At 35.7% G+C, this 24551-nt stretch carries 25 protein-coding genes; 19 read left to right on the forward strand and 6 right to left on the reverse strand.

Annotation, left to right across the window (positions count from 1 at the left end; translation table 11 throughout):
- Positions 1-1033: 1033 nt before the first annotated feature.
- The 3 genes from CAN42_RS03990 to gloB all read left to right on the forward strand — a co-directional run bounded on the left by CAN42_RS03990 (position 1034) and on the right by gloB (position 3990).
- Entirely contained in the window at positions 1034-1315 is a 282-nt protein-coding gene (locus CAN42_RS03990) for a co-chaperone GroES (RefSeq protein WP_085875618.1), read from the forward strand.
- A gap of 28 nt (positions 1316-1343) precedes the next feature.
- Positions 1344-2966 carry a chaperonin GroEL gene (gene groL / locus CAN42_RS03995; protein ID WP_085875619.1) on the forward strand — a complete coding sequence of 541 codons (1623 nt, stop codon included), beginning with the start codon at positions 1344-1346 and terminating at the stop codon, positions 2964-2966.
- A gap of 334 nt (positions 2967-3300) precedes the next feature.
- Positions 3301-3990: a hydroxyacylglutathione hydrolase gene (gene gloB / locus CAN42_RS04000; RefSeq protein ID WP_085875620.1), complete on the forward strand. Its 690-nt coding sequence runs from the start codon at positions 3301-3303 to the stop codon at positions 3988-3990.
- Between the two features lie 68 nt (positions 3991-4058).
- On the opposite strand, the gene CAN42_RS04005 is transcribed toward gloB, so the two are convergent.
- The 3 genes from CAN42_RS04005 to CAN42_RS04015 form a co-directional block, all read right to left on the reverse strand.
- A complete protein-coding gene (locus CAN42_RS04005; protein ID WP_085875621.1) occupies positions 4059-5399 on the reverse strand; it encodes a sodium-dependent transporter in 1341 nt (446 codons plus the stop codon).
- An 84-nt stretch (positions 5400-5483) separates the two neighbouring features.
- Positions 5484-7127: a tryptophanase gene (locus CAN42_RS04010; RefSeq protein WP_085875622.1), complete on the reverse strand. Its 1644-nt coding sequence runs from the start codon at positions 7125-7127 to the stop codon at positions 5484-5486.
- Between the two features lie 302 nt (positions 7128-7429).
- Positions 7430-8320: a fructose bisphosphate aldolase gene (locus CAN42_RS04015; RefSeq protein ID WP_085875623.1), complete on the reverse strand. Its 891-nt coding sequence runs from the start codon at positions 8318-8320 to the stop codon at positions 7430-7432.
- 88 nt (positions 8321-8408) lie between these two features.
- Here CAN42_RS04015 and CAN42_RS04020 point away from each other — a divergent pair, with 88 nt between their 5' ends.
- The 7 genes from CAN42_RS04020 to CAN42_RS04050 all read left to right on the forward strand — a co-directional run bounded on the left by CAN42_RS04020 (position 8409) and on the right by CAN42_RS04050 (position 14188).
- Positions 8409-8987 (forward strand): ribonuclease H1 domain-containing protein, encoded by a 579-nt coding sequence (locus CAN42_RS04020; RefSeq protein WP_085875624.1) that lies wholly within the window; start codon positions 8409-8411, stop codon positions 8985-8987.
- Positions 8984-9403: a deoxycytidylate deaminase gene (locus CAN42_RS04025; RefSeq protein ID WP_085875625.1), complete on the forward strand. Its 420-nt coding sequence runs from the start codon at positions 8984-8986 to the stop codon at positions 9401-9403. Before CAN42_RS04020 ends, CAN42_RS04025 begins: the two co-directional genes overlap by 4 nt.
- 135 nt (positions 9404-9538) lie before the next feature.
- A complete protein-coding gene (mscL, locus tag CAN42_RS04030) occupies positions 9539-9958 on the forward strand; it encodes a large conductance mechanosensitive channel protein MscL (protein ID WP_085875626.1) in 420 nt (139 codons plus the stop codon).
- A complete protein-coding gene (locus CAN42_RS04035; RefSeq protein WP_085875627.1) occupies positions 9955-10986 on the forward strand; it encodes a patatin-like phospholipase family protein in 1032 nt (343 codons plus the stop codon). Before mscL ends, CAN42_RS04035 begins: the two co-directional genes overlap by 4 nt.
- Positions 10976-11605 carry an NUDIX hydrolase gene (locus CAN42_RS04040; RefSeq protein ID WP_085875628.1) on the forward strand — a complete coding sequence of 210 codons (630 nt, stop codon included), beginning with the start codon at positions 10976-10978 and terminating at the stop codon, positions 11603-11605. The genes CAN42_RS04035 and CAN42_RS04040 overlap by 11 nt, the downstream gene beginning before the upstream one ends.
- Before the next feature lie 443 nt (positions 11606-12048).
- On the forward strand, positions 12049-13035 hold the full coding sequence (locus CAN42_RS04045; protein ID WP_085875629.1) for a resuscitation-promoting factor: 987 nt from the start codon (positions 12049-12051) through the stop codon (positions 13033-13035).
- 259 nt (positions 13036-13294) lie between these two features.
- Entirely contained in the window at positions 13295-14188 is an 894-nt protein-coding gene (locus tag CAN42_RS04050) for a hypothetical protein (RefSeq protein ID WP_085875630.1), read from the forward strand.
- A 40-nt stretch (positions 14189-14228) separates the two neighbouring features.
- Here CAN42_RS04050 and CAN42_RS04055 read toward each other — a convergent pair whose 3' ends face one another.
- The gene (locus tag CAN42_RS04055; protein WP_062571324.1) at positions 14229-14468 is read right to left on the reverse strand and encodes a glutaredoxin family protein; all 240 of its coding nucleotides are present in this window, start codon (positions 14466-14468) and stop codon (positions 14229-14231) included.
- Positions 14469-14574: 106 nt separating this feature from the next.
- Here CAN42_RS04055 and CAN42_RS04060 point away from each other — a divergent pair, with 106 nt between their 5' ends.
- The 6 genes from CAN42_RS04060 to smpB are packed head-to-tail and all read left to right on the forward strand — an operon-like array spanning position 14575 to position 21068.
- Positions 14575-15021, forward strand: a complete 447-nt coding sequence (locus CAN42_RS04060; RefSeq protein ID WP_085875631.1) for a hypothetical protein — start codon at positions 14575-14577, stop codon at positions 15019-15021.
- Complete coding sequence (locus CAN42_RS04065) at positions 15008-15778, forward strand: alpha/beta fold hydrolase (RefSeq protein WP_085875632.1); 771 nt, start codon at positions 15008-15010, stop codon at positions 15776-15778. Before CAN42_RS04060 ends, CAN42_RS04065 begins: the two co-directional genes overlap by 14 nt.
- 9 nt (positions 15779-15787) lie before the next feature.
- Positions 15788-17341, forward strand: coding sequence for a UDP-N-acetylmuramoyl-tripeptide--D-alanyl-D-alanine ligase (locus CAN42_RS04070; RefSeq protein WP_085875633.1), 1554 nt, complete (start codon positions 15788-15790; stop codon positions 17339-17341).
- 4 nt (positions 17342-17345) lie between these two features.
- The gene (locus tag CAN42_RS04075; RefSeq protein ID WP_085875634.1) at positions 17346-18518 is read left to right on the forward strand and encodes a D-alanine--D-alanine ligase family protein; all 1173 of its coding nucleotides are present in this window, start codon (positions 17346-17348) and stop codon (positions 18516-18518) included.
- The gene (rnr, locus tag CAN42_RS04080) at positions 18518-20620 is read left to right on the forward strand and encodes a ribonuclease R (protein WP_085875635.1); all 2103 of its coding nucleotides are present in this window, start codon (positions 18518-18520) and stop codon (positions 20618-20620) included. The genes CAN42_RS04075 and rnr overlap by 1 nt, the downstream gene beginning before the upstream one ends.
- On the forward strand, positions 20613-21068 hold the full coding sequence (smpB, locus tag CAN42_RS04085) for an SsrA-binding protein SmpB (protein WP_085875636.1): 456 nt from the start codon (positions 20613-20615) through the stop codon (positions 21066-21068). The genes rnr and smpB overlap by 8 nt, the downstream gene beginning before the upstream one ends.
- A 129-nt stretch (positions 21069-21197) precedes the next feature.
- Here smpB and CAN42_RS04090 read toward each other — a convergent pair whose 3' ends face one another.
- Entirely contained in the window at positions 21198-22052 is an 855-nt protein-coding gene (locus CAN42_RS04090) for an IS3 family transposase (RefSeq protein ID WP_135100538.1), read from the reverse strand.
- Positions 22016-22582, reverse strand: coding sequence for a helix-turn-helix domain-containing protein (locus CAN42_RS04095; RefSeq protein ID WP_085875244.1), 567 nt, complete (start codon positions 22580-22582; stop codon positions 22016-22018). Before CAN42_RS04095 ends, CAN42_RS04090 begins: the two co-directional genes overlap by 37 nt.
- Positions 22583-22751: 169 nt before the next feature.
- Between CAN42_RS04095 and CAN42_RS04100 the strand changes: the two genes are divergently transcribed.
- From CAN42_RS04100 to CAN42_RS04110, 3 genes are all read left to right on the forward strand, one after another.
- A complete protein-coding gene (locus CAN42_RS04100; RefSeq protein WP_085875637.1) occupies positions 22752-23357 on the forward strand; it encodes a YhfC family glutamic-type intramembrane protease in 606 nt (201 codons plus the stop codon).
- A complete protein-coding gene (locus tag CAN42_RS04105; RefSeq protein WP_085875638.1) occupies positions 23344-23745 on the forward strand; it encodes a DUF3887 domain-containing protein in 402 nt (133 codons plus the stop codon). The genes CAN42_RS04100 and CAN42_RS04105 overlap by 14 nt, the downstream gene beginning before the upstream one ends.
- A gap of 98 nt (positions 23746-23843) precedes the next feature.
- The gene (locus CAN42_RS04110) at positions 23844-24545 is read left to right on the forward strand and encodes an ABC transporter ATP-binding protein (RefSeq protein ID WP_085875639.1); all 702 of its coding nucleotides are present in this window, start codon (positions 23844-23846) and stop codon (positions 24543-24545) included.
- Positions 24546-24551 lie beyond the last annotated feature (6 nt).

A 24551-nucleotide genomic window follows, 5' to 3' on the forward strand; every position in this document is an offset into this window, starting at 1 on the left:
TTAAAGAAGTTTTCTTTAAAAAGTTTTATTAAAAGCTGACGCTTTTATAATTGCTCTTGGAGGGGCTTAGGGGCATCGTGAGGCCCCCTTGTGCCTGCGTGGTATTGCCCCTCCAAACCACCCCTTCACCCCACGTACGTTGAGTCCAAAAAAATCGGTCATGCTAAATTTTCAAAACTCATTCGCTTCGCGAATTCAAACAGTTGAAAATTTTTAACGCATAACCGATTTTTTTGTTCATTATATACACTTGATTAGCTCACTGCTAAATCCTTAAGTTGTTCTAGTATAAATATTAAATAAAAATTATACACATATAAATAAAATTAAACTAATAAATCAAAAAATCTTAATCATATTGATATGTACCCTCTTTACTGGACAAACCAGTAAGGAGGGTACATATCAATATGATTAAGATTTTCTTTTTATAAGCTTGTAATTAATTATGAGTTTGTAAACTTTCGTGACTTCATATAAAACTACAAGGTGATATTAAGTTAATAGTTTATAAGATGTTATAACTCCATAAGAAACTCAAACTTGGTGCTTAGTAGTGAACTGATAGAGTGCTCCAGCTTGTTGAAGTTTTATGAGATAGTAAAGTTTGCCAATAAACCGCAAGCTAATAAGGTAGTAAGCAAAAAGTTCGGAGACGTTAAAAAAATTTCACTGTTTGAGCGAAGCGAGTTTGAAATTTTTAGTCGGAGAGCTTTTTGCGTATTAATGGGTCGGGCCCCCTGCCAGGGCGATGGGGTCAGGGGGGAGGTTTAAGGAGGGGGTCAGGGGCCTCGCTCGCCCCTGGCTCCCCCTCCTTATAAGTAATATAAAAGCGTCAGCTTTTAAGAAACTTTCTTAGTTTTCTAAATTCATTAAAAAGAGGAATTAAAACCTTAGGTTTTACAAAATTTTTTAAAGATTTCTCTTTAAAGAATACTTGAAAAAATTTTTCTTTTGAGTTATCATATACATATTAGCAGAAGAGATAAGTGAGTGCTAAAAATAAATTATAAATTTTAGGAGGCTTATATAAATGAAATTGAGACCACTTGATGACAAGATTGTCATTAAAAAGATAGAAAAAGAAGAAACTACTGCTTCTGGTATTGTACTTCCTTCTTCAGCTAAGGAAGAATCAAACATAGCAGAAGTTGTTGCAATTGGCAACAAATTAGATACAGACGAAGATATGAAGGGACTTGTTAAGGTTGGGGACAAGGTTGTTTTCTCTAAATACGCAGGAAGTGACATTGAACTTGACCATGAAAAATACACTATAATCAAGTTCCAAGACATCTTGGCAGTTATTGAATAAGGCCTATTGAATAAGGAGAGATGATAAAATGGCAAAGGAAATTAAATTTTCAGAAGATGCTAGAAAAGGTTTAATAAAAGGAATCAACACTCTTGCAGATACAGTAAAGGTAACTCTTGGACCTAAGGGCAGAAATGTTATCTTAGACAAGGAATATGGCACACCACTTATAACTAATGATGGTGTTACTATTGCAAGAGAAATTGAATGTGAAGATAAATTTGAAAATATGGGCGCACAACTTTTAAAGGAAGTTGCTACTAAGACTAATGACGTTGCAGGTGACGGTACTACAACTGCTACCCTACTTGCTCAAGCTATCATTAGAGAGGGTATGAGAAACCTTGCAGCAGGTGCAAACCCAATGGTTCTTCAAAAGGGTATCGCTAAGGCAGTTGAAAGAGCTGTTGAAGAAATCAAAAAGTTCTCAACTGAAGTTTCTTCCAAGGAAGCTATTGAACAAGTTGCTTCAATTTCTGCTGCTAACGAACAAGTTGGAAAGCTTATTTCTGAAGCAATGGAAAAAGTTGGAAACGACGGAGTTATCACTGTTGAAGAATCTAAGTCAATGGGAACAAGCCTAGATGTTGTTGAAGGTATGCAATTTGACAGAGGTTACCTATCTCCATATATGGTTACAGATTCTGACAAGATGGTTGCAGAATTAGAAGACCCATACATCCTAATTACAGACAAGAAGATTTCAAATATCCAAGAAATTCTCCCACTACTAGAAAAAGTTCTTCAACAATCAAAACCACTTCTTATTATTGCAGATGATATTGATGGCGAAGCTCTTGCGACTCTAGTTGTTAACTCACTTAGAGGAACATTAAACGTAGTTGGAGTAAAGGCTCCTGGCTATGGCGACAGAAGAAAAGATATGCTTCAAGATATTGCAATTCTAACAGGTGGACAAGTTATTTCATCCGATTTAGGTCAAGACCTAAAGGATGCAACAATTGAAATGCTTGGATCAGCTTCAAAGGTTAGGGTTGAAAAAGAACTTACTGTAATTGTAAATGGAGCAGGCGACAAGGCTGAACTTGAAAACAGAATTAGCCACATCAAAAACCAAATAGAAGAAACAGATTCAGAATTTGATAAAGAAAAATTACAAGAAAGACTTGCAAAACTTTCTGGCGGAGTTGCAGTTATCCAAGTTGGAGCAGCAACAGAAGTTGAACTAAAGGAAAGAAAGCTAAGAATCGAAGATGCTCTAGCAGCAACAAGAGCAGCAGTAGAAGAAGGAATCGTTGCAGGTGGTGGAACTGTACTAATCGACTCAATCGACGCAGTTGCAAAAGTAGTAGACGAACTAGAAGGCGATGAAAAAACAGGAGCTAACATTATCCTAAGAGCCTTAGAAGAACCACTAAAACAAATAGCAGAAAACGCAGGACTAGAAGGCTCAGTAATCGTAGAACACGTAAAGACAAAAGAAGCAGGAATCGGCTTCGACGCATACAAGTCAGAATACGTAGATATGAAAAAAGCCGGAATAGTAGACCCAACAAAAGTAACAAGATCAGCACTACAAAACGCATCAAGCGTAGCATCAATGATCTTGACAACAGAAGCAGCAGTAGCAAACATCAAAGAAGACGCACCAGCAATGCCAGCAATGAATCCAGGCATGGGAATGATGTAATTAATGGTAGTATCAATCGTGACGAGTCACGATTGATACGGTCTTCAAGCTGAAGGCGACTGAAAGGAGCCTGAAGCTATGAAGAACCTTATCCAGCGACTGCAGAAGAAACGACCGAATAGGGAGTTTCTTCAAAGGAGTCGGATTAAGTAAGTACAGAAAAAGCATAATTAAAGGCAGTCACAAAAGTGGCTGTCTTTTTTAATTGTAAGTAAAGCTATGAAAAATATTAATTATACAGTTAAAAAATCACACAATAATTTAATAAAAAACAACAAACCAACACCCATGTTTAGATCCCACCAATAAGAGTAAGAATATTATGAGGTGTTTTATGGATATTAGATATATTAAAGCTTTTAATGACAATTACATTTGGACTATTGAGAAGGGTGGCAAGATAATAGTTGTTGATCCTGGTGACGCAGGTCCTGTTATTGATTATTTAAGGGGCAGAAATCTTGACTATATTATTTTAACCCACAAGCACATGGATCACGTTGGTGGTCTTGATGAACTTAAGATTAAATACGGACCGAGGGTCTTTGGGCCTGTTGAAACTAGGGAATACAATGACGTGACTTTAAGGGATGGAGATGAATTTGAACTTCTTGGAGAAAACTTCAAGGTGATTTCAACTGGTGGCCACACTCAAGACCACATTTCCTATTTAGTTGATGGCAACTTATTCTGTGGAGATGCCCTCTTTCTTGCAGGCTGCGGCAGGGTCTTTACTAGGGACTACAAAAAATCCTATGAGGGTCTTATTAAGTTAAAAAATTTAGCTGACGACACTCTAGTTTATCCTGGTCATGAGTATTCTCTTGCCAATTTAGAATTTGCCAAGTCTCTAATCTCCAATGGGGACTTGGACAGGGAATATGAAAGGGTAAAGAAGCTCAGGGAAGAAGGTAAGATTACTCTTCCATCAACAATTGGAAAAGAGAAAAAAATAAATCCCTTCTTCTTGGCAAGGGATTTAGATGAGTTTATTTACTTTAGAAATAAAAAGGATAATTTTTAAGTAAAAATCTGCAAAAGAAAAGTGCTGGCTAATAGGAAAGCCAACACTTTTTTGATTATAAAATTTCATCAACCAATACCACCAAGTATTGCACCAGCTATTAGGGCAACTATGGCAGCTGTTACATATACATATTTTGCTAATGGATAGTACCATCCTCCAATTTTCTTTGGTGAGCCTTCATTGACTGCAGCAAGGACATAATCTTTGTCTGCAACCCAAAGGAACATTATGCCAGCAAGGGCTGCTCCAAGTGGGCAAATGTAAATTGAAACAACGTCCATCCAACCACTTACTATGCCTTGAATCAAAATTGCAACGAGGCAACCAATGATGTGGATAATTGTAGTTGCAAGAAATCTTGACGCATTGAATTTTTCTTGTAGGTAGGCAACTGGTGTTTCGTAAAGGTTAATTATTGAAGATACTCCTGCAAAGAGAACGCAGATGTAGAAAATCATTCCAATAATTTTTCCAATAGGCATGCCGTTAAATACATGTACAAGGAAGATAAACATAAGACCAGGGCCACCAGTGTCAAGTGGTGCATCAGCTGCTGCCATGGCAGGGATGATTACAAAGGCTGCCAAGAGGGCTGCTATTGTATCAAAGACTGCAACATTTCTTGCTGATGATGGAATACATTCATTCTTAGGAAGGTAAGATCCATAAATTACAGTGCCTGAGCCTGCTACTGATAAGGAGAAGAAGGCTTGTCCAAAGGCAAATATCCAAACCTTAGGATCCTTTAATCCTTCAGGGTTTACTGTGAAAATATACTTATATCCATTTGCAGCACCTGGAAGGAAGAGGATGTAGATTGCAAGTCCTACAAATAAAATGAATAGGGCTGGCATCATAATTTTGTTTGCCTTTTCAATTCCACCAGATACACCCATTACCATTATGGCAAAGCTTGCAAGTATTGCTACTACAACCCAGATGTTTGCACCAAAGGCTCTTGCTGTTAGACCAAAGGTACCACCAATTACATCCATATCTTGTCCCATTTCATAAAGGTGACCTGATAGAGAAAGGAAGGTGTATTTAAAAATCCAAGCCATTACACAAGTGTAGCCTATAGCTAGTGCCAAAGAGCCGAGAACTGGGATAAGACCAATTAATTCGCCAGGCTTTTTGTTGCCAGTTCTTAATTCTGTACATTTTCCAAAGGCACCAACTGGTCCAGCATTTGCTGACCTACCTAGTGCCATTTCAGAAATTACTCCTGTAGATCCTATTAAGGTTACGAAGATAAAGTAAGGAATGAGGAAAGTCATCCCACCATAAGTTGAAACCATTATAGGGAATCTCCAAATATTACCCATACCAACTGCGGACCCAATACAAGCTAGTATAAAGCCCCATTTGCTTTTAAAACCATCACGAGTTTTTAAGTTGTTATCCATAATTTTTCTCCTTAAAGGGTAATTTACCCCTCGACTAAGAGGGGTTTATTTAATTTTTTGTATTTATAAAAAGTTTAGAGAAATTTATTTTTCATCTTCAGAAGCTTCATAAGTTTCAAGGAAAGCGTGGAAGTGACGCATTGGAAGATTCTTTCCCTTGACTATTCTAATATTAGGAATAGTAGCACGATCTTCGTAAAGAGCTTTAACTGCTGCAATTACATAATCCATGTGTTCCTTAGAAAGTTGACTTCTATTTATTGCGAAACGAACTACGTTAGCTACTTCGGCTTGTTGCTCTGGAGTCTTTAGGTCATATTCCATTGAGTAGTTACCAAGTTCTGCAGTTCTAATTCCATATCTTCTTATTAATTCAACAGAGAAGCCTTGACCTGCAAAAGTTTCTGGTCCCCTCTTGTTGTCGAAGAATTCGTCCATGTTGATATAAACACCGTGACCACCAGCAGGAAGTACAACTCCCTTAACGCCAGCCTTGTAAAAACCTTGAGCAAGGTATTCACATTGTTTAACACGAGCATCAAGATAATCAAACTTAGCTGCTTCATAAAGACCTGCAGCAAGAGCCATAATATCTCTACCACTCATACCACCGTAGGAGTCGTTGCCGTAAGAAGAAATTTGTTTAACTTTTAGGAGTATACCTACATCAGTTTTAACTGTGCCGTCTTCGTTAAAGTCAGAAAACTTCTTCCAGAATAGTCCCTTATCTCTAAAGGCAAGAACACCGCCCATATTTGCGTGTCCATCTTTTTTAAGTGATGCAGTAAAGCCGTCGCAGTAAGAGAACATTTCTTTTGCAATTTCTGGGATTGACTTGTCAGCATAACCTTCTTCATTAACCTTGATGAAGTAAGCATTTTCTGCCCATCTAGCAGCATCAAACATATAAGGTATGTCATACTTATGAGCAATTCTTGAACATTCTCTCAAGTTTGCCATAGAAACTGGTTGACCACAAACTGTGTTGTTAGTAATAGTTGTGTAAATTAGTGGGACATTTTCAGGTCCTAACTTAGTGATAAGTTCTTCTAGTTTTTCAGTGTCCATGTTGCCCTTAAATGGATTCTTTTCATAGTGACCATTTTCAGGAACTTCCCATAGCAATTTTTTGTTGTATAGGTTTCTTGGGATTGAACCCATTTGCTTAATATTACCTTCAGTAGTGTCGAAGTGACCATTAGAAGGAATAGTATAAATCTTTCCTGGTTCTCTTGCGTTTAGTATTTTTTTGACAAGTTCGAATAAAACAGATTCAGCTGCACGACCTTGTTGAATGATAAAGGTATTTGGTCTTTCCATTTGGGCAGAGCCACCATTAAATAGGCCACCTTCATATTCGCAAAGGTAAACTTCGTCCATCATTTTTTCAACATCTTCGCAGTCAGTTCTTACAAGGTCGATGATTCTTTTTTGATCGTCGCCTCTTTCGAATACATCCCTAAAGGCATCGAGAAGGACATAGTAGCCCTTGTTTCTACCATAGGATTCATCTCCTAAGAACATTGCAGACCATTGAACGTCTGTCATGGCTGTAGTTCCTGAGTCTGATAGCATGTCAATAGTTAACATTCCTGCAGGGAAGGCAAATTCATTGTAGTGAGTAGCCTTAAGAGCCCTTTCCCTTTGTTCAACTGTTACATTTGGGATATTCTTTGTTACATAAGTGTAGGAATGTGGTGTAGGTACGTCTAATTGATACTTTTTCATAAAAAAACCTCCATATAATAATAAAAAAGTTATAGAGGAACCCCGGTCATTAATATAAATTAACTAGCGGACAGTATCCTATAGAGAACCCCGGTCATTAAAAATTTAACTAGCGGACAGCACTCCAGATAATATTTATTATCTATGCAACAGTTTACATTATGAAAGAATAATTGTCAACAATAAACTGCATAAATACAAGCTTTAACTAATATTAGAAGATAAAGAAAAACATTTGCAAATTAAGAAATTAAAACAAAAATAAGATCTCCAAAAATTGGAGATCTTAAAAATTTTACGCTTTATTTTTCAACTGAAGCTGAGTAGTTCTTTTCGATAGAGTCGTCAAGCATCTTTGTAAATTCTTCTGCACTTTGATTTACATTTAGTCCTTCAGTAAGGGCTCTTGAGTAAGAAGCAATTACGCCCCTGTTCTTTCTAAGTTTTTCGTTGGCTTCATCTCTTGAGTAGCCACCAGATAGGGCAACGATCCTAACAGTTTGATCAAATTCGTAAAGGTCTTCGTAAAGATTTTCCTTTTCTGGAAGACTTAACTTAAACATTACATAAGTGTCCTTATCTAATTTTTTAAGTTCTTCCACAAGATATTTTTTAAGGACTTCTTCGATTTGTCCCTTGTCCTTAGCGTGGATATCAACTTCTGGCTCGATAATAGGAACAAATCCTGCTGCGGAAATTTTCTTTGCGTAGTCAAATTGTTGTTCAACCACTTTTTTAATGGATTCTTCATTGAGTTCTTTTACAAGAGAACGCATCTTAGTTCCAAAAATATTTCTTTCCTTTGCATTGGCAAGAAGCTCGTCAATGTGTTTGAAAGGCTTCATAAGTTGAGCACCATCTTTTTCTTCATCAAGTCCCTCGTCAACTTTAAGGATTGGAACAATGCCCTTTTCTTCCCAAAGGTAGTCGCCAGTGAACTTGCCGTCGATTTTAGAGTTCATAGTAACCTTAAATAGGATTGCAGCTAAAATTCTATCAGATGTAAAGGCCTTATCCTTTATAATTCTCTTTCTCATTTCGTGAACTTGTTCAAACATTTCTTCTTCGTTTGAATAAGCATCTTCAGTCACACCATAATTTAATAGGGCCTTTGGTGTTGATCCACCAGATTGGTCAAGAGCAGCAATGAAGCCCTTGCCATTTTTCATTCTTTCAAATTGTTCTTTGTTCATTTTTACCTCCAAAAGTCTAGACTTCTAATTACTTCTAATTATATAATAAGTAGACATAGTTGACAAATCACAAAATTTTGAGGTGAACATGAAGTATTACGCAGTTAGAATAGGAAGAAATCCTGGCATCTATCACACCTGGGATGAGTGCAAGCGAGAAATCATGGGCTTTAAGGGAGCAAGTTTCAAAAAGTTTTCCACTCGTGAAGATGCTGAGGCCTTTATAAATGAAATAGAAGAAAAGAAGAAGGAGTCAGCAGAAAAGGACGAGCTTGTAGTTTACGTCGATGGATCCTATAGGGACAGCGACAAGTCTCACTCCTATGGTGTCTATATGTTTAATGATGAAGAAGAATACACTTACTCAAAGAGATTTTTCAAGGACTCAGATATGAGAAATGTGTCGGGAGAAATCAAGGGAGCCATGCGTGCCATGGAAGAAGCAACAAAGCTTGGCAAGAAAAAAATCTACCTTCACTACGACTACGAAGGCATAAGGTCATGGGCACTTGGTTTTTGGAAGACGAATAAAGAAGGAACAATATATTACAAGGACTTTTATGATTCCATAAGGGACAAGTTGGAAGTAAAATTTATAAAAGTTGAGGCCCACACTGGGGTCAAGTACAATGAGTTAGTTGATAAACTTGCAAAGGAGGCAAAATGAGAAAGTCTTGGGATGAATATTTTATGGAGATAACACAAATGGTTGCAACAAGGTCCACTTGCGACAGAGCCTTCGTAGGCTGCGTCCTTGTGAACTCGGACAACAGGATAATTTCAACAGGCTACAATGGATCAGTGACAGGCAACCCCCACTGTGACGAAATTGGACATACAATGCGTGATGGCCATTGCATAGCCACAATCCACGCAGAGATGAATGCCCTCCTATACTGTGCCAAGGAAGGAATATCAGTTAGGGGAGCCAAGGCCTATGTAACACACTTCCCTTGCCTTAACTGCACAAAGGCCCTTATCCAAGCAGGCATAGGAGAAATAATTTATCACGAAGCCTATAGGGTGGATGACTACGCTATGGAACTTTTGAAAAAGAACAAGATTATCTTAAAACAAATTTAAAAATTACAAAGACAAAGAGAGACCTGGGATTAATTCCTAGGTTTTTTAATTAAAGTTTTTTTATCAACAAGCTGGGTAATAAATATTCAATAAGAAATTATTTTTAATTATTAAATTACATATGAAGGAGGAAAAATGAAAAAATTTGCTAATGAATTTAGAGAATTTATTGCACAAGGAAATGTTATGGATATGGCTGTAGGCGTTATCATAGGTGGAGCCTTTGGTAAAATCGTTGCAAGCCTTGTTGAAAATATTTTAATGCCCCTAATAGGTATCTTACTTGGTGGAGTTAGTTTTGAAAATCTTGCTCTTACAGTGGGAACTGCTGAGGTCAAGTATGGAATATTCCTACAATCAGTTTTTGATTTCTTGATTATAGCTTTTGTTATCTTTATTATGATAAAACAAATTGCAAAAGTTACTGACAAGTTCAAGAGGGAAGAAGAAGCTCCAGCTCCAACCGAAAAGGTGTGCCCTTTCTGTAAGTCTAAGATTGATATTAATGCAACAAGATGTCCACAATGTACATCTGAATTAGGAAGTGTGAAATGAAAAAGTGGGCATTAGTTCTTGAAGGCGGAGGAGCCAAGGGTGCCTACCAAGTAGGTGCCTACTTCGCCCTTATGGAAATGGGATTTGATTTTTCGAAAATTGTTGGGACTTCTATAGGTGCTTTTAATGGAGCCATGTTTGCCCAAGGAGATGCCTATGAATGTTTTAAGGCTTGGAAGAGCCTAGACTTTTCTGCCTTTGAAACTGAGTTACAAGAAATAGAAAAGGACGATAATTTATTTTCAAAAATTGTAGATAAGCTTCGTGAACACGACATAAAAGTTCCTGAACTTACTAGATCACCCTATCCTCTCTACAAGTTAGTGGACAAGTTCATCAATGAAGATAAGCTTAGAAGGTCTGATATTGATTTTGGTATGTGTACAGTGAATGTATCTGACCTCAAAGTTGAGAGATTATTTAAGAAGGATATTAAAGAGGGTCTATTAAAGGACTATATTATTGCCTCTTGTTATCTTCCCTTTTTTAAATTACAACGTCTTCACGGCAAGTATTTTATTGATGGTGGCTTTGCATCACCAGCTCCCATGGAGATGATAGATGAAGACACAGATATTGTCCTAGTAAGACTTTCAAGGCTACCCCTCAAAAACATCGAAAGGGCAAGTTATATAATTAAAGCAAATAAAAATCTTGGGTCATCCCTTGGCTTTGACAAGGAAAAGGCTGACGACCTAATAAAACTTGGTTACTTCGATGCCTGTAAGGCTGTTAAGGGTCTCAGGGGAGAAGACTATTATATTATGCCTCTTGACGAAGGAGAAAGCCTAAAGTATATTTATAGGCTCCTAAAGGACAAGGTCAAGGAAAGTGAAAACAAGATTGCAAGGATAATCTTTGAAGACTATGTTCCAAGGCTTGCAGAAGAACTAGAGATGCCAGAAAGCTTTAGGTATGATGACCTCTTATATATGCTCCTAGAAAGAGAAGGCAACAAAAGACAGATTGACAGGTTTAGAATTTACACAGTAGAAGAATTTATGAGGGAGATAGAAAATGCCAACTGACCAAGACTTAAATTTAGAAAAAATTAAAGCCAAGGTCCAAGAAATAAAACCCATGCCCATTGACGTGAAAAATAGGTTTTCCGTCATGATTCCTCTTATAAAAAGAAATGGGGAAATTCATCTTCTCTTTGAGGAGAGGGCCTTTACTCTAAGAAACCAACCTGGAGAAATATCCTTCCCAGGAGGCAGGATTGAAGAGGGAGAAAGTCCAAGGGATGCAGCTCTTAGGGAGACTTCAGAAGAGCTTTTAATTTCAGAAGGTGAGATTGAAATTTATTCTGAGGGTGACTTTGTAGTAAATCCCTATGCAGCAATTATTCACAGTTTCATTGGAGAAATAAAAAGAGACTTTGACAAAATATCTCCATCAAGAGATGAGGTGGAGAAGGTTTTTACAATTCCACTTTCTTATTTTTTAGAGACCAAACCAAGATCCTACAAGATTGACTTAAAGGTTGAGAGGAACAAGGACTTTCCCTATCACTTGATTCTCAATGGTATCAACTACAAGTTCAGAAGGGGTAGAGAAGAAGTCCTCTTTTATGAATATGATGGAAAAATTATTTGGGGCTTCACTGCCAAGATGGCTAGACGTTTTGTAGAAAAGCTAATGTCATAATTTAAAAAATCAAAAAGATGAAAAGCTTAGAAAATTATTTTGATTTTAATTTTTTAAGCTTTTTATTTTTTTAGAGTAAAACAAGCCTCTAATAAGAAATAAGACTTAGAAAACTTTAAAGTTCACTTACTGAAATGAGCCTTTTATCAAAAAATTAATAAAATAAGGAAAATATTATAAGATTTTGTAACATAAACGTAATACTTTATAAAGAATACCTAATTTTCCAGCTTTGAGAGAGGTTTTATTTTTATTTTAAAATAGATTTAATTGACACAAGTTTTAAAATGGCTCAACTAAGCCGTGTGTAGAGAGATTTACAAAAAAGTTACAAAAAATTGACAAATCTTACTTTTTTTAATATACTCTTAAAAGATTAGAAAAAGTTACAAAGTAGTAACAAAATTTACAAGTTTGTAACTGAATTTATGGAGGGAATATTTTTGAATAAACAGAACATTTTTAGAAATGCGAAATTTATGCTGATTGTCCTAGCTCTTGTGTCAATCCTTACAATGGGTTTTAGCACAGCTCTAGGTAAAAACGTTGAATTAAATATTAATGGAAAAACTAAGACAGTATTTACATATGAAAAAACAGTAGGAGACTTCTTGGAAAAAGAAGGCATTGTTCTTAAGAACAAGGACCTTGTAAGCCCAGGTCTTGATGAAGAGATTACTAAGGACACAAAGATCCTTATTACTTCACCAAAGTCTTATCACATAAAAGATGGAAACAAGACACTAATAGCTGAAGCAAATGGATACACAGTTGCTGATGTACTTGAAAATCTTGACATAAAACTAAACAAGCTTGACAGAGTTTCCCTTCCTCTTGATGAAATTGCTAAGCAAGGAATGGAAATCAAAATTGATAGAGTTGTTGAAGAAAATTTAGTTAACAAAGTTGAAATTCCTTTTGAAACAGAAACTCGTGAAAATAATGAAATGTTTAAGGATGAAAAGAAAGTTATCACTAAGGGACAAGTTGGAGAAAAGGTAGAAAACCTAAAGAACACTTATGTAAATGGAAATTTAGAAGCTACTGAAGTCCTAAAGAGTGAAATTACTAAAGAGCCTGTAAAGGAAGTTGTAGAAGTTGGAACTAAACAAGGATCTGCTGCTCCTAATGGAAAGTCAGCTAAGAGAGTAATTATTATGCAAGCTACTGCTTATGACCCTTCTGCAGGTTCAAGGACTGCTATGGGAACAAGGGCAAGAGTTGGTGCAGTTGCTGTTGACCCTAGGGTTATCCCACTAGGTTCAAAGCTTTACATTGAGAGTATGGATGGCTTTGCATCTTATGGCTATGCTACAGCAGAAGATACTGGTGGAGCAATTAAGGGAAATAGAATCGACTTATTCTACAGCACAAGTTCCCAAGCTAGAAATTTTGGAAGAAGAAACGTAAAAGTTTATGTACTTGATTAAGAGAGTCCTGGTAACAGGACTTTTTTATTGCTTATTTTTAAGCTAAGAGAGATAAAGACTTAATAAGTTATAGATTTAGAAAAAATTATTTATAAAAAGTTTAAATTATAAAATTCTAAAGGACTTATAAAAAAATTGAAATTAATCACCAATCAAAAATTTATTGCTCCTAAATACGAAGTAAAAATAATTTATAAATTTGTGATTAGTCATTTAAAAGAACCAATATTTAACTTATAATGTATGTGAGGATGATTTTATGAAGTTAATTGAACATGAACTCGTCGATAGATATATTTATTATTTGCAAAGATACATCCCCTATGACAAGCAAGAGGCTGCCAAAGAGGATTTTTTAGATATACTGAGAGATAGACTTCCGGAGATTTATACAGAAGAAGACATAAAAAAAGAATTAAATAGGATGGGGAACCCTTACGAGTTTGCAGGAGCCTATAGCGACTCAGGCAACTTCCTCTTAAGTGGAAAGAATTATGAAATCTTTAAGGCCTTTTTAAAGATACTTTCAATTTCTGCCCTTCTTGGTCTTGTAGCATTTACCTTTAACTACTTTAGACGCTTTCAAGGGACAAATTTGTTTGACATCTTAAAGAGTCTTGTAGTTAGCATCTTCATATTGAGCCTTTTGCCATCTTGGATTTGCGAAAAGATTAAGACTACAAAAATCTTAAAGGCCCTTATGGATGAATGGGACATAGAAAACCTCTACGAGTCCAAAAAGTTAAAGCTAGAGGTCTATGAGATAGGTCTACTTATGGTGAAGTTTTCCATGTACTTTATGCTACAAGTTTACATCTTGACTGCTAGCATAAATATTTCCAAAGCTACTTATTTCTTTGTCATGTTTTTATTTTTTATCAATGTGCTTTCTGTAAATATTAAATTTTCAGAGAACACAATTTTTTCAAAGACAATGTATGTGGAATATTTTGTTGACATCTTTAGCATCATTAGTTTGATCTTTTTAACAAGCTATCACATGCCAAGAGTCTTTGGCACAAATATAATAATTCTATGTAATATTGTTAATTTAGTTTTAAATTCTTACACTATTTCCAAGTCTAAAAATATACTCCTATCGCGAAAAAAGAGAAAGAAAAACAGAAAAAGAAACAAAAAAGACAGAGATTAAACTCATTGAGTAATCCCTGTCTTTTTAATTTCTTATAAAGTTAATCTAGATTTTCTTTTAGGTATTTAATAATGTCTAGTGATTCATAAAGAGGCTTGTCTCCAATGAAGAGACAAGGCACTTGCTTTTTGCCGCCTTTTTCAATTAAATATTCACGAGCTTCTTTATCTTGATCAATATTTTTTATTTCTACAGAGTCAATGCCAGCATCTTCCATGAAGGCTTCTACCTTTTTACAGAAAGGGCAAACTGTTCCGACATAAAGTGTTAATTTTTCCATAATATCCCTCCAAGTCTTTTTTACCCAATTAAAAATAAAGAAAACAAGGGCAGTATTTAAAAGATATGAGATTTTTGGTATAATAACATAGATTCGAGGTGATATTGTGGGATTTTTTGACAGTCTTGATGGCAATTTAGATGACCTACTTGGGAATCTAAATTACATAAAGAAGAAAATTGTGACTGAGTCGCAAGAAATTAAAAAGGCAGCAAGGTTGAGATACGAACTTTTAAATGAAGAGAGAAAGCTAAGCGAAGCCTTTGAAAAGCTTGGCAGGCACCAATACCATGCTCTAAAGGGTGAGGGGTCTGATCTCGATTTAAGTGAGACTTTGCAAGAAATAGAGAGGTTAGAGTCAAGAATTTCTTCACTAAAGATGGGCCTTGACTTAAGTGAAAAGACATCTGGCATAAATTTTGCAGAAGATAATGCTAGCCAAGATGCTTATGAGTCCTCTTCAATTTTTGTAAGAGATGAAGAAGATATTTCTCATGAAGAAGACCAGGGCTCAATAATTTTTATAGAAGAAGATGAAGATGAAAATAGATAAAGAATTTGTTGAAATAGACGGTATAAAAACTGCATATATTAAGAGGGAGGGTGGCGAGAAAGTTCTTCTTATCCTCCACGGTTGGGGTGCATATATTGAATCAATTATGCCGATTTTTAATGCCATCCCTGATAGTTACACAGTTTACGCCTATGATGCGCCAGGCTTTGGAGACAGCGAAGACCCAAAAGAAGTCATGGGGACTTATGATTATTATGAATTTCTCTTAAAGTTTTTGGACCACTTTAATATTAAGAAGGCAACTTTTGTAGGTCACTCCTTTGGGGGCAAGACTCTTACGATTTTAGGGTCAAGAAATAAGGACAGGGTTGAAAAGCTTATAATAATTGATGCGTCAGGAGTACTTCCCAAGAGGAAGCTATCCTATTATGCCAAGGTCTATTCCTTTAAGGCAGCAAAAAAATGCTATATGCTGACTCATGGCAACAATGAAGAGGCCATGGCAAAGTTTTATAAGAAGCATGGATCTGATGACTACCAGGCAGCAAATGGAATTATGCGTAAATGCTTTGTAAAGGTGGTAAATGAGTCCACTAGAGAGGAATTCAAGAATATTGATGCAGAAACCCTCCTCATTTGGGGAGACAAGGATGAGGCAACGCCCCTTTATATGGGTAAGATTTTTGAAGAAGAGATAAAAAACTCTGGCCTAGTTGTCCTAGAAGGGGCTGGACACTATTCCTACCTTGACAAGTTTGGCCAATTTAATGCAGTTATTAATTCGTTTTTAGGTTAGGAGATTTTCATGGAATATTTTTTACAGAGACTGCCAATTTACTCAATAGATTTTGTTATTATATGCCTGGCACTTTATTATTCCCTAATTAGGAGCAACTTTCCCATTCACATGCTCCAATTAGAGGGCTACGACAATGATGAATACAAGACATTTTTAAAAAACAACAAGGAAAAGATGAACAAGTTAGTCTACAAGTTGGAGAAAAATCAAAAGACTCCCATAGTTTGGACTGACAGGGCAAAGAGACTTTTAAAGAAGCACAAGCTTGTAAACTTTATTGCCTTTATCCTTGTAGTTGTCTTTTCATTGGGAATTTTTGATGGGTCAGGATCCTATGTGATTTCAATTTTAGCTACACTAATCCTGTCATTTTTAATTTACTTTTACCAATATAGGCTACTTATCTTGACAAACAAGTGGGCAAAACCTACTGAAGATAAGATAAATATGGGCTTTTACAAGTCAGCTCAGGCAAAAATAAAAAAATACAAGGAAGAAGAAGGCTTAAAGGTTCTTGGAATCACAGGATCCTTTGGAAAGACTTCAGTTAAGTTTATTTCAGACACAATTTTATCTGAAGGTCTAAGGGTTAAAAACACACCGTCATCCTTCAACACTCCTATGGGTCTTTCAAAAATCATCAACAACGAACTTGAAAGAGACAGGGAAGTTTTTATAGCAGAGCTTGGTGCCAAGGTGCCAGGAGAAATCCACGAAGTTGCAGAACTTGTCCAACCAGATATTGGGATAATAACTGCTATTGGACCAACTCACATGCATCTTTTTAAGACAATTGAAAATATACAAAAAACAAAGTACGAGTTAATTGAAGACCTGCCAGAAGATGGGGTTGCAATTTTTAACTACGACAATGACTATGTTAAACCTCTTGCAGACAAGACTAAGAAAAAGACTTATAGGTATGGAACTAAGGACTTTGACAAGCTAGATGTCTACGCCGATGACATAAGGGTAAGTGAAACTGGATCAGAATTTGTCCTCCACATTAAGGGGGCAGGAGAAATTAAGTGCTCCACAAGACTTCTAGGAGTTCACAATATCTCTAATCTACTTGCAGCGGCAACTGCTGCCTATGTCTTGGGACTTAGCTTAGAGGAAATTCAAAGGGGGATTTCCAAGGTTGAGCCAGTGGAACACAGGCTTTCACTTATTCCATCATCAAATAACACCATAGTTATTGACGATGCCTTTAACTCAAACCCAGTGGGCTTTAGGGCGGCTCTTGATGTTTTAAGAGGTTTTAAGGACCATAGGAAGATAATAATAACGCCAGGTATGGTTGAGCTTGGAGATATGGAAGAAGAAGAAAATAGAAAAATAGGTCAAGTTATGGCAAGTGTCCTTGATTTTGCAATTTTAGTTGGCAAAAAGAGAACTCTTCCAATCTATGAAGGCCTTAAGGATAAAAATTTTGATGAAGAAAAAATTTATAGGGTTTCTTCACTAGACGAGGCAACTAAGGTTCTCGCAAAGATTTCAATGGCGGGAGATGTCGTTCTCTTTGAAAATGACCTTCCTGACAATTACAATGAGGAGTGAAAAAATGGAAAATATAGGTGTAATCTTCGGAGGAAGATCCGTTGAACACGAAGTTTCTGTTATTACAGGAATGCAAGTTATTGAAAATATGGATAAGTCTAAATACAATCCTATTCCAATTTATATTACAAAAGATGGCAAGTTTTTGTCAGGAGAAAGCTTAAAGAACTTTAAGTCTTACAAGGACCAAGACTTTCACGATGGGGTAGAAGTTTTCTTCAAGCCAGAATATGGCAACAAAAACTTATACTATGTAAAGCACAATCCAAAGAAACTTTTTAAGGCAGAATACGATTCAGTAGAAGTTTACCAAAAAATTGACGCAATCTTCTTTGCCCTTCATGGAACTTTTGGAGAAGATGGATGTACTCAAGGACTTTTTGAGCTTATGGGCATGCCTTACACTGGCTGCGGAGTTATGTCTGCTGCTGTTGGCATGGACAAGGTAATCATGAGAAAGGTCTTTGAATCAGAAGACATCCCAATGACAAAGTACAAGTACTTCTACAGGGAAGAACTTAAGAACCTAAAGGGTCTTATAGAAAAGTGCAAGGACTTAAACTTCCCACTTTTTGTTAAGCCAGCCAACCTTGGCTCATCAATAGGGATTTCAAGAGTAGAAAATGCCCTTGATCTTTCAAAGGCTCTTGAGGTTGCAGCCCACTACGACAGAAAAATTATTGTAGAAGAAGCTGTTGTAAATCCAAGAGAAATTAACGTGGCAGTCCTTGGTTACGAAAATGACCTAAGGGTTTCTGCAGCAGAAGAACCTCTTGGCTTTAAGGACCTTTTAAAGTATGAAGACAAGTATGTTTCTGGATCTAAGGGAGCTAAGTCATCTCAAAAGCACCAAAACAAAAAACTTCCAGCAGAACTTAAGCCAGAACTTGAAAAAGAAATTAAAGAACTTGCAAAAAAAGCCTTCTCAGCAATTGATGGTGCAGGTGTGGCAAGGATTGACTTCCTTGTTGATGGCGACAAGGCTTATGTAAATGAAATCAACACCCTTCCAGGTTCCATTGCCTTTTACCTTTACGAGGTTGATGGACTTATGATTAAGGATTTAATCACAAGATTAATTGAACTTGGCAAGGAAAGACACAGTGAGAGAGCTGCAAATAACTATTCAATTGATTCAAATTTATTTAATATGACAAGTTATGGAGCAAAGATTTAATGATTAAAGAAAAGATTTTAGAACTCATTAAGAATTCGAAGCCAAGGACAAAAGATGAACTTGCTAGATTATTTAAAATTAAGAGCAAGGAGAAAAAAGAATTTAATAGGATCCTTGAGGAACTTGAAAAAGAGGGCCTAATTTTCATGGACCACAGGAAGAAGTACAGACTTGTGGACAATGACAAATTCTTTTTTGGAAAACTTCAAACAAATGCCAAGGGTTTTGGATTTTTAATAAGCGAAAATCTTGACGAGGATATTTATATATCAAAAAACAACCTTAAGGATGCTTTAAATGGCGACGAAGTTATTGTAAGAAGATATAGGGACTCCTTTGGCGACAAGCCAGAGGGCAAGGTCCTATCCATTGTGAGAAGGGTTAACAGCAAATTCGTTGGAGTCTTTCAAAACAAAAAGGACTTTGGCTTCGTTGTATCTGATGAGAGCAAGATGGCAATGGATATTTACGTTCCTAAGAAGAAATTCAATGGAGCAAAAAATGGTCAAAAGGTTGTTGTAAAAATAGAAAAATGGCCAGAGGCAAACAAAAAACCTGAAGGAAGAATAGTAGAAGTCTTGGGCTACCCAGAAGACCCTGACGTTGATATTCTTTCTGTAGCTGCAGGCCTAGACCTTCCCATGGAGTTTTCCAAGGCTGCCCTATCTGAAGCCAAGTCTCTTCCACAAGAAGTTAGGGAAGAAGACCTAAAGGGTAGGAGAGACTTAAGAGATCTTATGACTTTTACAATTGATGGAGCAGACTCCAAAGATTTTGACGATGCAGTTTCTCTTGAAGTTGCAAAAAATGGAAACTACCTCTTAGGAGTTCACATTGCAGATGTTGCCCACTATGTTGAAGAGTACTCTGCCATAGACGAAGAGGCCTTCAAGAGGGGGAACTCAGTTTACCTTTTAAACAAGGTTATACCAATGTTGCCCTTTGAACTTTCCAATGGAATTTGTTCCCTTAATGAGGGTGTGGATAGGTTAACTTTGTCTGTTCTTGCAGAAATTGACAAGAAAGGCGAAGTAGTAAAATATGAAATTCTTGAGTCTGTGATTAATTCTAAGAGAAGGCTAGTTTATGAAAATGTCTCTGACTACTTAGAAAAAAATATTACACATGAATCCCTAAAGGGGCTTGAGAAAACCCTAGACAAGATGTATGAACTTGCAAAAATTTTAGAAGACAAGAGGGAAAAGGGTGGCGCCATAGACTTTGACATACCAGAAGTTATCATTGAAGTTGACGAGAGAGGTTGGCCACAAAATATCCACAAGAGGGACAGGAGATCTGCCAACAAGCTCATAGAAGACTTCATGTTAATGGCAAATGTCTGTGTGGCAAAGGAATATTATTTTAAGAAAATTCCATTTTTATACAGGATTCACGAGAGACCAAAGGATGAAAAAATTTCAGAGCTCAACTCTTACTTGAGACCACTTGGCTACATGATTAACTTTGATGAAAAAGTTGAGCCAAGAGATGTGCAGAAGGTCCTTGAGAAGGCAAAGGGGACTAAGGAAGAGATGTTTATCTCCACAATGACTCTAAGGTCCATGGCAAAGGCAAGATATTCTGAAGTAAATGACATCCACTTTGGCTTGGCCTTTGACCACTACTCCCACTTCACTTCGCCAATAAGAAGGTATGCGGACCTCACAATCCACAGGATTATAAAAAAGAAAATCCAAGGCAAATTATCTAAGGGAGATCTTACAAACTTAAAGTCAATCTTGCCAGACATAGCAGAGCAAGTTTCTAAGACAGAAAAAGTTGCCCAAGATGCTGAAAGGCAAGTCGAAGACATCAAGATGGCTGAATACATGTCTGAGAGAATTGGAGAAGTCTACAAGGGCAGGATTTCATCTATCACAAACTTTGGAATGTTTGTTGAACTAGACAACCTAATCGAAGGACTTGTTGGCTACAGGACCATGGATGGCTACTACGAATTTGACCAAGATAACTATAGGGCAATTGACTACAGGACTAAAAAAGAATTTCACATTGGCGACGATGTTACTATAAAAGTTGTAAATGTTGACCTAAACATGGGCAACATTGATTTTAAAATGGTAGGTGATGAAGATGAGTAAGGAAAAAAACGATGCAATAGCAAACAATAAAAAAGCCAGCCATCTTTATTTTATCGAGGACACTTATGAAGCTGGGATTGAACTTGTTGGGACTGAGGTCAAGTCCATAAGGGCAGGCCATGTCAACATCAAGGATGCCTACTGCGACATCAACAAGGGAGAAATTTTTGTATCAGGCATGCACATTTCGCCCTATGAGCAGGGAAACATTTATAATGTTGACCCCATGAGGAAGAGAAAACTCCTTATGCACAAGGCAGAAATCTTTCGTCTTGAAAAAGTTAAAACTCAAGAGGGCTACACAATTATTCCCCTAAAGGTTTATCTAAAGAGGGGAAGAGTCAAAGTCCTAATTGCCAAGGCAAAGGGTAAGAAGCTTTGGGACAAGAGAGAGACAATGAAGAAGAGAGAAGTAGACAAGAGACTTCGCCAAGCAACAATGTATTAATTCTTCATAACTTGCGATTTGATAAAAATTAATTGCAGGAAGTTCATTAAATTTTGAAAATTAAAAATTAAAAATAAATTATAATTTTACGCTCTGATGTGTACCCATAAAACTGGACACAATATTCAATTAACTAATTGTAGTGGATGCTAACCTATACTTTGTAGGTGGCATCCATTTTGTTTTGGATTGAATTCTTTCATTATTGTAATAATCAATATATTCCTCTATTGCTCTCGAAAATTCTTCAAAAGAGCTATAGCTCTTTTCATAACCATAATAAATTTCATTTTTTAATCTTCCAAAGAATGTCTCCATAATGGAGTTATCATAACAATTTCCCTTCCTTGACATTGATTGTCTTATACCATGTTTTTTAAGCTCATTCACATAATATTTATGTTGGTATTGCCATCCTTGATCTGAATGCAGTATTAGATTATTTAGTTTTGGAAATTTGTTAAATGCTTTTTCTAGCATATTGGATATTTGTTTTAAATTAGGGTGTAAGGATAAGTCATAAGAGATTATCTCATTTGTATACATATCAAGTATTGGAGATATGTAGCATTTACCCCAAGAAAATTTAAACTCTGATACATCAGTGGTCCATTTTTGCAGAGGTCTATCTGCCTTGAAATCTCTATTTATTATATTATCAGCTACTTTCCCTATCTTACCCTTATATGAGTGATATTTTTCCTTAGATCTTTTTCCGAATAGTTTTAACTCATGCATTATCCTTTGAACTCTTTTATGATTTATGACATAACCTTGACTTAGCAACTCCATATATACTCTTCTTACTCCATATCTTCCTTTGTGTAAGTTAAATATTTGAGTTATTTTATCTGCCACATGACTATTCTTAATTTTTATTTTATCAATTTTATTTATTTCAAAATAGTATGTTGACCTTGGCATATCAATAGCTATTAAAAGATATTTTAGTCTGTATCCTTTTTCTTTGAGTTCTTTGACAATCGCTGCTTTTTCGCCTTGAGTTGCGCAGCGTAGCGTTCTTCTCTCAAGGCGATCTCTTTTTTTATTATTTCATTTTCTGCCTTTATATATTCATTTTCTGCTCTAAGTTTTATTAGCTCTTCTCTTTCAGATTCATTAAGTTCTTTTGCTTTATGGTTATTTTTACTTTTCATGCTTGGATTTTTGGATTTACGACCTTTCTTTTTATTAACAAGACCATTATATCCATAATTTTTATACTTGTTAACCCATGAATAGAGTTGTCCATCATTAATTCCATATTCAATTGCTATGGACTTTATTGAATTTCCAGCTAACACTTTAGATACCATTTCTAATTTCTCATCAGGTGTCCAATTGATATTATTTCCATGTTTTAAAATTTCTGGTCCATGAAGTTCTTCTAACTTAAACCATATTCTAATTGAATTATGAAAGATTTTTTCTTTTGTTCCTTCAGGTGTATTGGGCCATTTACCTTCTCTATACAACTGTACACATTCTTTTTTGAATTCATAACTATATTTCATAAAAAATACCCTCCTTACTGGTTTGTCCAGTAAAGAGGGTACATATCACTCACTTGTGGGCGTTTTTTTATTTTGCATTTAAAATCAAAGAAATTTTATTGACAAAGAAAAACAGTGATGCTAAACTTCTATTTAGATAGATATCTAAATAGAAGGAGGGGTTTTAATTGTGAAAAAATTTTTCAAATTATTTTTGCTAGGGATGATATGTTTTGTATTATCACAGCTGTGTCTGCGATTGCCTCTCTTGAAATTATTGAATAATAATTTATGGCTCAACAACTTTCAAAGTCTTTATCCACTTTTTTATGGATTTTTGATCACACTAAGTGCTGGACTCTTTGAAGAGGGCGGAAGATTTATTTTTAGGGATAAGTTTTTATTAAAAGAAAGCAATAGCAAGTCAGATGCAATTATTTTTGGACTCGGTCATGGAATTGTAGAAGTAATATTTGTTATTGTTGTGAGTTATAGCAGTTTAAGCCTAATGACTAGCTCTGATATTTTTTTAGGACTATATGAAAGATTATTAGCGGTAATTTTTCATATTGGTATGACTGTATTAATATGGCTTGGATTTAATAGAATGGAAAAATACAGATATTTAATTCTAGCGATTTTTTTACATGGTTTTTTTGATTATTTTATAATATTAAAGAATATTTTTGGATTTAGTAATTTAATTTTGTACGGAAGTTGGACTTTGCTTTGTATATTCATTTTAATTTTCATTTTTAAAATTAATTTAGGAGGGAATAGAAATGAAAAAATTTAAAATTTTAACTTTAACAGCTCTTGTATTACTTTTGGTTGCCTGCGGTTCTAATACTAAAAAAATGTCAGATGAGGATTTTAATAAGTATCAAAAAGAAGCTCAAGCTGCAATAAGTTTAGTCAATGAGAGAAAAACAGATGAATTTATTGATTTGACAGAAAAATCACTGGGATTTAAAAAAGAAATTTTGGAAGAAGGCTATAAAAATCTTGAAAAAAATGGAAAATTTGTAGAGTTTGGTGATGCTAAGGGAATCTATGAAGAGGATAAGAATTCAGGAACAAGTTATTCTACTATTTTACAAAAGGTCAAGTATGAAAAAAAGGATGTCCTTTTTAGGGTAAGTTTTAATAAGGATGATAAAATAGTTGGAATATTTTTCAAGTAAATTGAAAATAAATTATTAATTAACGCTCAGTCATGGGCGTTTTTTTATTTTTAATTATCTTATTAGCTTTTAATGATATAATAAGCCTAGGTGATATTATGGCTTTTATCGAAGTTAAAGACCTCTCAAAAGTTTACACAATTGGTGAAAGGTCTGTTATGGCTAATGATAAATTAAATTTTGAAATAGAAAAAAATGAGTTTGCAATTATTCTTGGTGCATCAGGTGCAGGCAAGTCAACTTTTCTAAATATTTTGGGAGGTCTTGACACAGCGTCTTCTGGAGACCTCTTAGTTGATGGGAAAAATATTGCAAAGTATAGTGAAAGAGAACTGACAACTTATAGGCGTTACGATATGGGCTTTGTTTTTCAATTTTACAATTTGATTCCAAACTTGACTGCTCTTGAAAATGTTGAGCTTGCCAGTCAAATTGTAAAGCATGCCAAGGACCCACTTGAAGTTTTAAAGTCTGTGGGCCTAGGCGAGAGGATGGATAACTTTCCATCACAATTATCTGGTGGAGAGCAACAAAGGGTTTCAATAGCTCGTGCCATTGCAAAAAATCCCAAGCTTTTATTGTGTGATGAGCCAACAGGTGCCCTTGACTACAAGACTGGCAAGCAAATTTTAAAACTCTTGCAGGACCTTACGAGGACAACAGACACCACTGTGGTCCTTATAACCCACAACTCTGCAATTAAAAATTCAGCGGACAGGTTAATTGAAATTTCTGATGCTAAGGTCAAGGATATTTTTGTTAACGACAAGCCAAGGGACATTATGGATATAGAATGGTAGGTGGAG

The organism is Peptoniphilus vaginalis (assembly GCF_900176605.1).
GTDB classification, from domain to species: Bacteria; Bacillota; Clostridia; order Tissierellales; family Peptoniphilaceae; genus Peptoniphilus_A; species Peptoniphilus_A vaginalis.

What these genes read in the sequence shown, in the direction of transcription:
- CAN42_RS04020 (WP_085875624.1), top strand. Translation starts at nt 8,409, where the DNA reads ATGAAGTATTACGCAGTTAGAATAGGAAGAAATCCTGGCATCTATCAC.
- rnr (WP_085875635.1), top strand. Translation starts at nt 18,518, where the DNA reads ATGATTAAAGAAAAGATTTTAGAACTCATTAAGAATTCGAAGCCAAGG.
- CAN42_RS04070 (WP_085875633.1), top strand. Translation starts at nt 15,788, where the DNA reads ATGGAATATTTTTTACAGAGACTGCCAATTTACTCAATAGATTTTGTT.
- CAN42_RS04050 (WP_085875630.1), top strand. Translation starts at nt 13,295, where the DNA reads ATGAAGTTAATTGAACATGAACTCGTCGATAGATATATTTATTATTTG.
- CAN42_RS04075 (WP_085875634.1), top strand. Translation starts at nt 17,346, where the DNA reads ATGGAAAATATAGGTGTAATCTTCGGAGGAAGATCCGTTGAACACGAA.
- smpB (WP_085875636.1), top strand. Translation starts at nt 20,613, where the DNA reads ATGAGTAAGGAAAAAAACGATGCAATAGCAAACAATAAAAAAGCCAGC.
- CAN42_RS04035 (WP_085875627.1), top strand. Translation starts at nt 9,955, where the DNA reads ATGAAAAAGTGGGCATTAGTTCTTGAAGGCGGAGGAGCCAAGGGTGCC.
- CAN42_RS04065 (WP_085875632.1), top strand. Translation starts at nt 15,008, where the DNA reads ATGAAAATAGATAAAGAATTTGTTGAAATAGACGGTATAAAAACTGCA.
- CAN42_RS04015 (WP_085875623.1), bottom strand. Translation starts at nt 8,320, where the DNA reads ATGAACAAAGAACAATTTGAAAGAATGAAAAATGGCAAGGGCTTCATT.
- CAN42_RS04005 (WP_085875621.1), bottom strand. Translation starts at nt 5,399, where the DNA reads ATGGATAACAACTTAAAAACTCGTGATGGTTTTAAAAGCAAATGGGGC.
- CAN42_RS04010 (WP_085875622.1), bottom strand. Translation starts at nt 7,127, where the DNA reads ATGAAAAAGTATCAATTAGACGTACCTACACCACATTCCTACACTTAT.
- CAN42_RS04055 (WP_062571324.1), bottom strand. Translation starts at nt 14,468, where the DNA reads ATGGAAAAATTAACACTTTATGTCGGAACAGTTTGCCCTTTCTGTAAA.
- CAN42_RS04025 (WP_085875625.1), top strand. Translation starts at nt 8,984, where the DNA reads ATGAGAAAGTCTTGGGATGAATATTTTATGGAGATAACACAAATGGTT.
- mscL (WP_085875626.1), top strand. Translation starts at nt 9,539, where the DNA reads ATGAAAAAATTTGCTAATGAATTTAGAGAATTTATTGCACAAGGAAAT.
- CAN42_RS03990 (WP_085875618.1), top strand. Translation starts at nt 1,034, where the DNA reads ATGAAATTGAGACCACTTGATGACAAGATTGTCATTAAAAAGATAGAA.
- CAN42_RS04040 (WP_085875628.1), top strand. Translation starts at nt 10,976, where the DNA reads ATGCCAACTGACCAAGACTTAAATTTAGAAAAAATTAAAGCCAAGGTC.
- gloB (WP_085875620.1), top strand. Translation starts at nt 3,301, where the DNA reads ATGGATATTAGATATATTAAAGCTTTTAATGACAATTACATTTGGACT.
- groL (WP_085875619.1), top strand. Translation starts at nt 1,344, where the DNA reads ATGGCAAAGGAAATTAAATTTTCAGAAGATGCTAGAAAAGGTTTAATA.
- CAN42_RS04105 (WP_085875638.1), top strand. Translation starts at nt 23,344, where the DNA reads ATGAAAAAATTTAAAATTTTAACTTTAACAGCTCTTGTATTACTTTTG.
- CAN42_RS04110 (WP_085875639.1), top strand. Translation starts at nt 23,844, where the DNA reads ATGGCTTTTATCGAAGTTAAAGACCTCTCAAAAGTTTACACAATTGGT.
- CAN42_RS04095 (WP_085875244.1), bottom strand. Translation starts at nt 22,582, where the DNA reads ATGAAATATAGTTATGAATTCAAAAAAGAATGTGTACAGTTGTATAGA.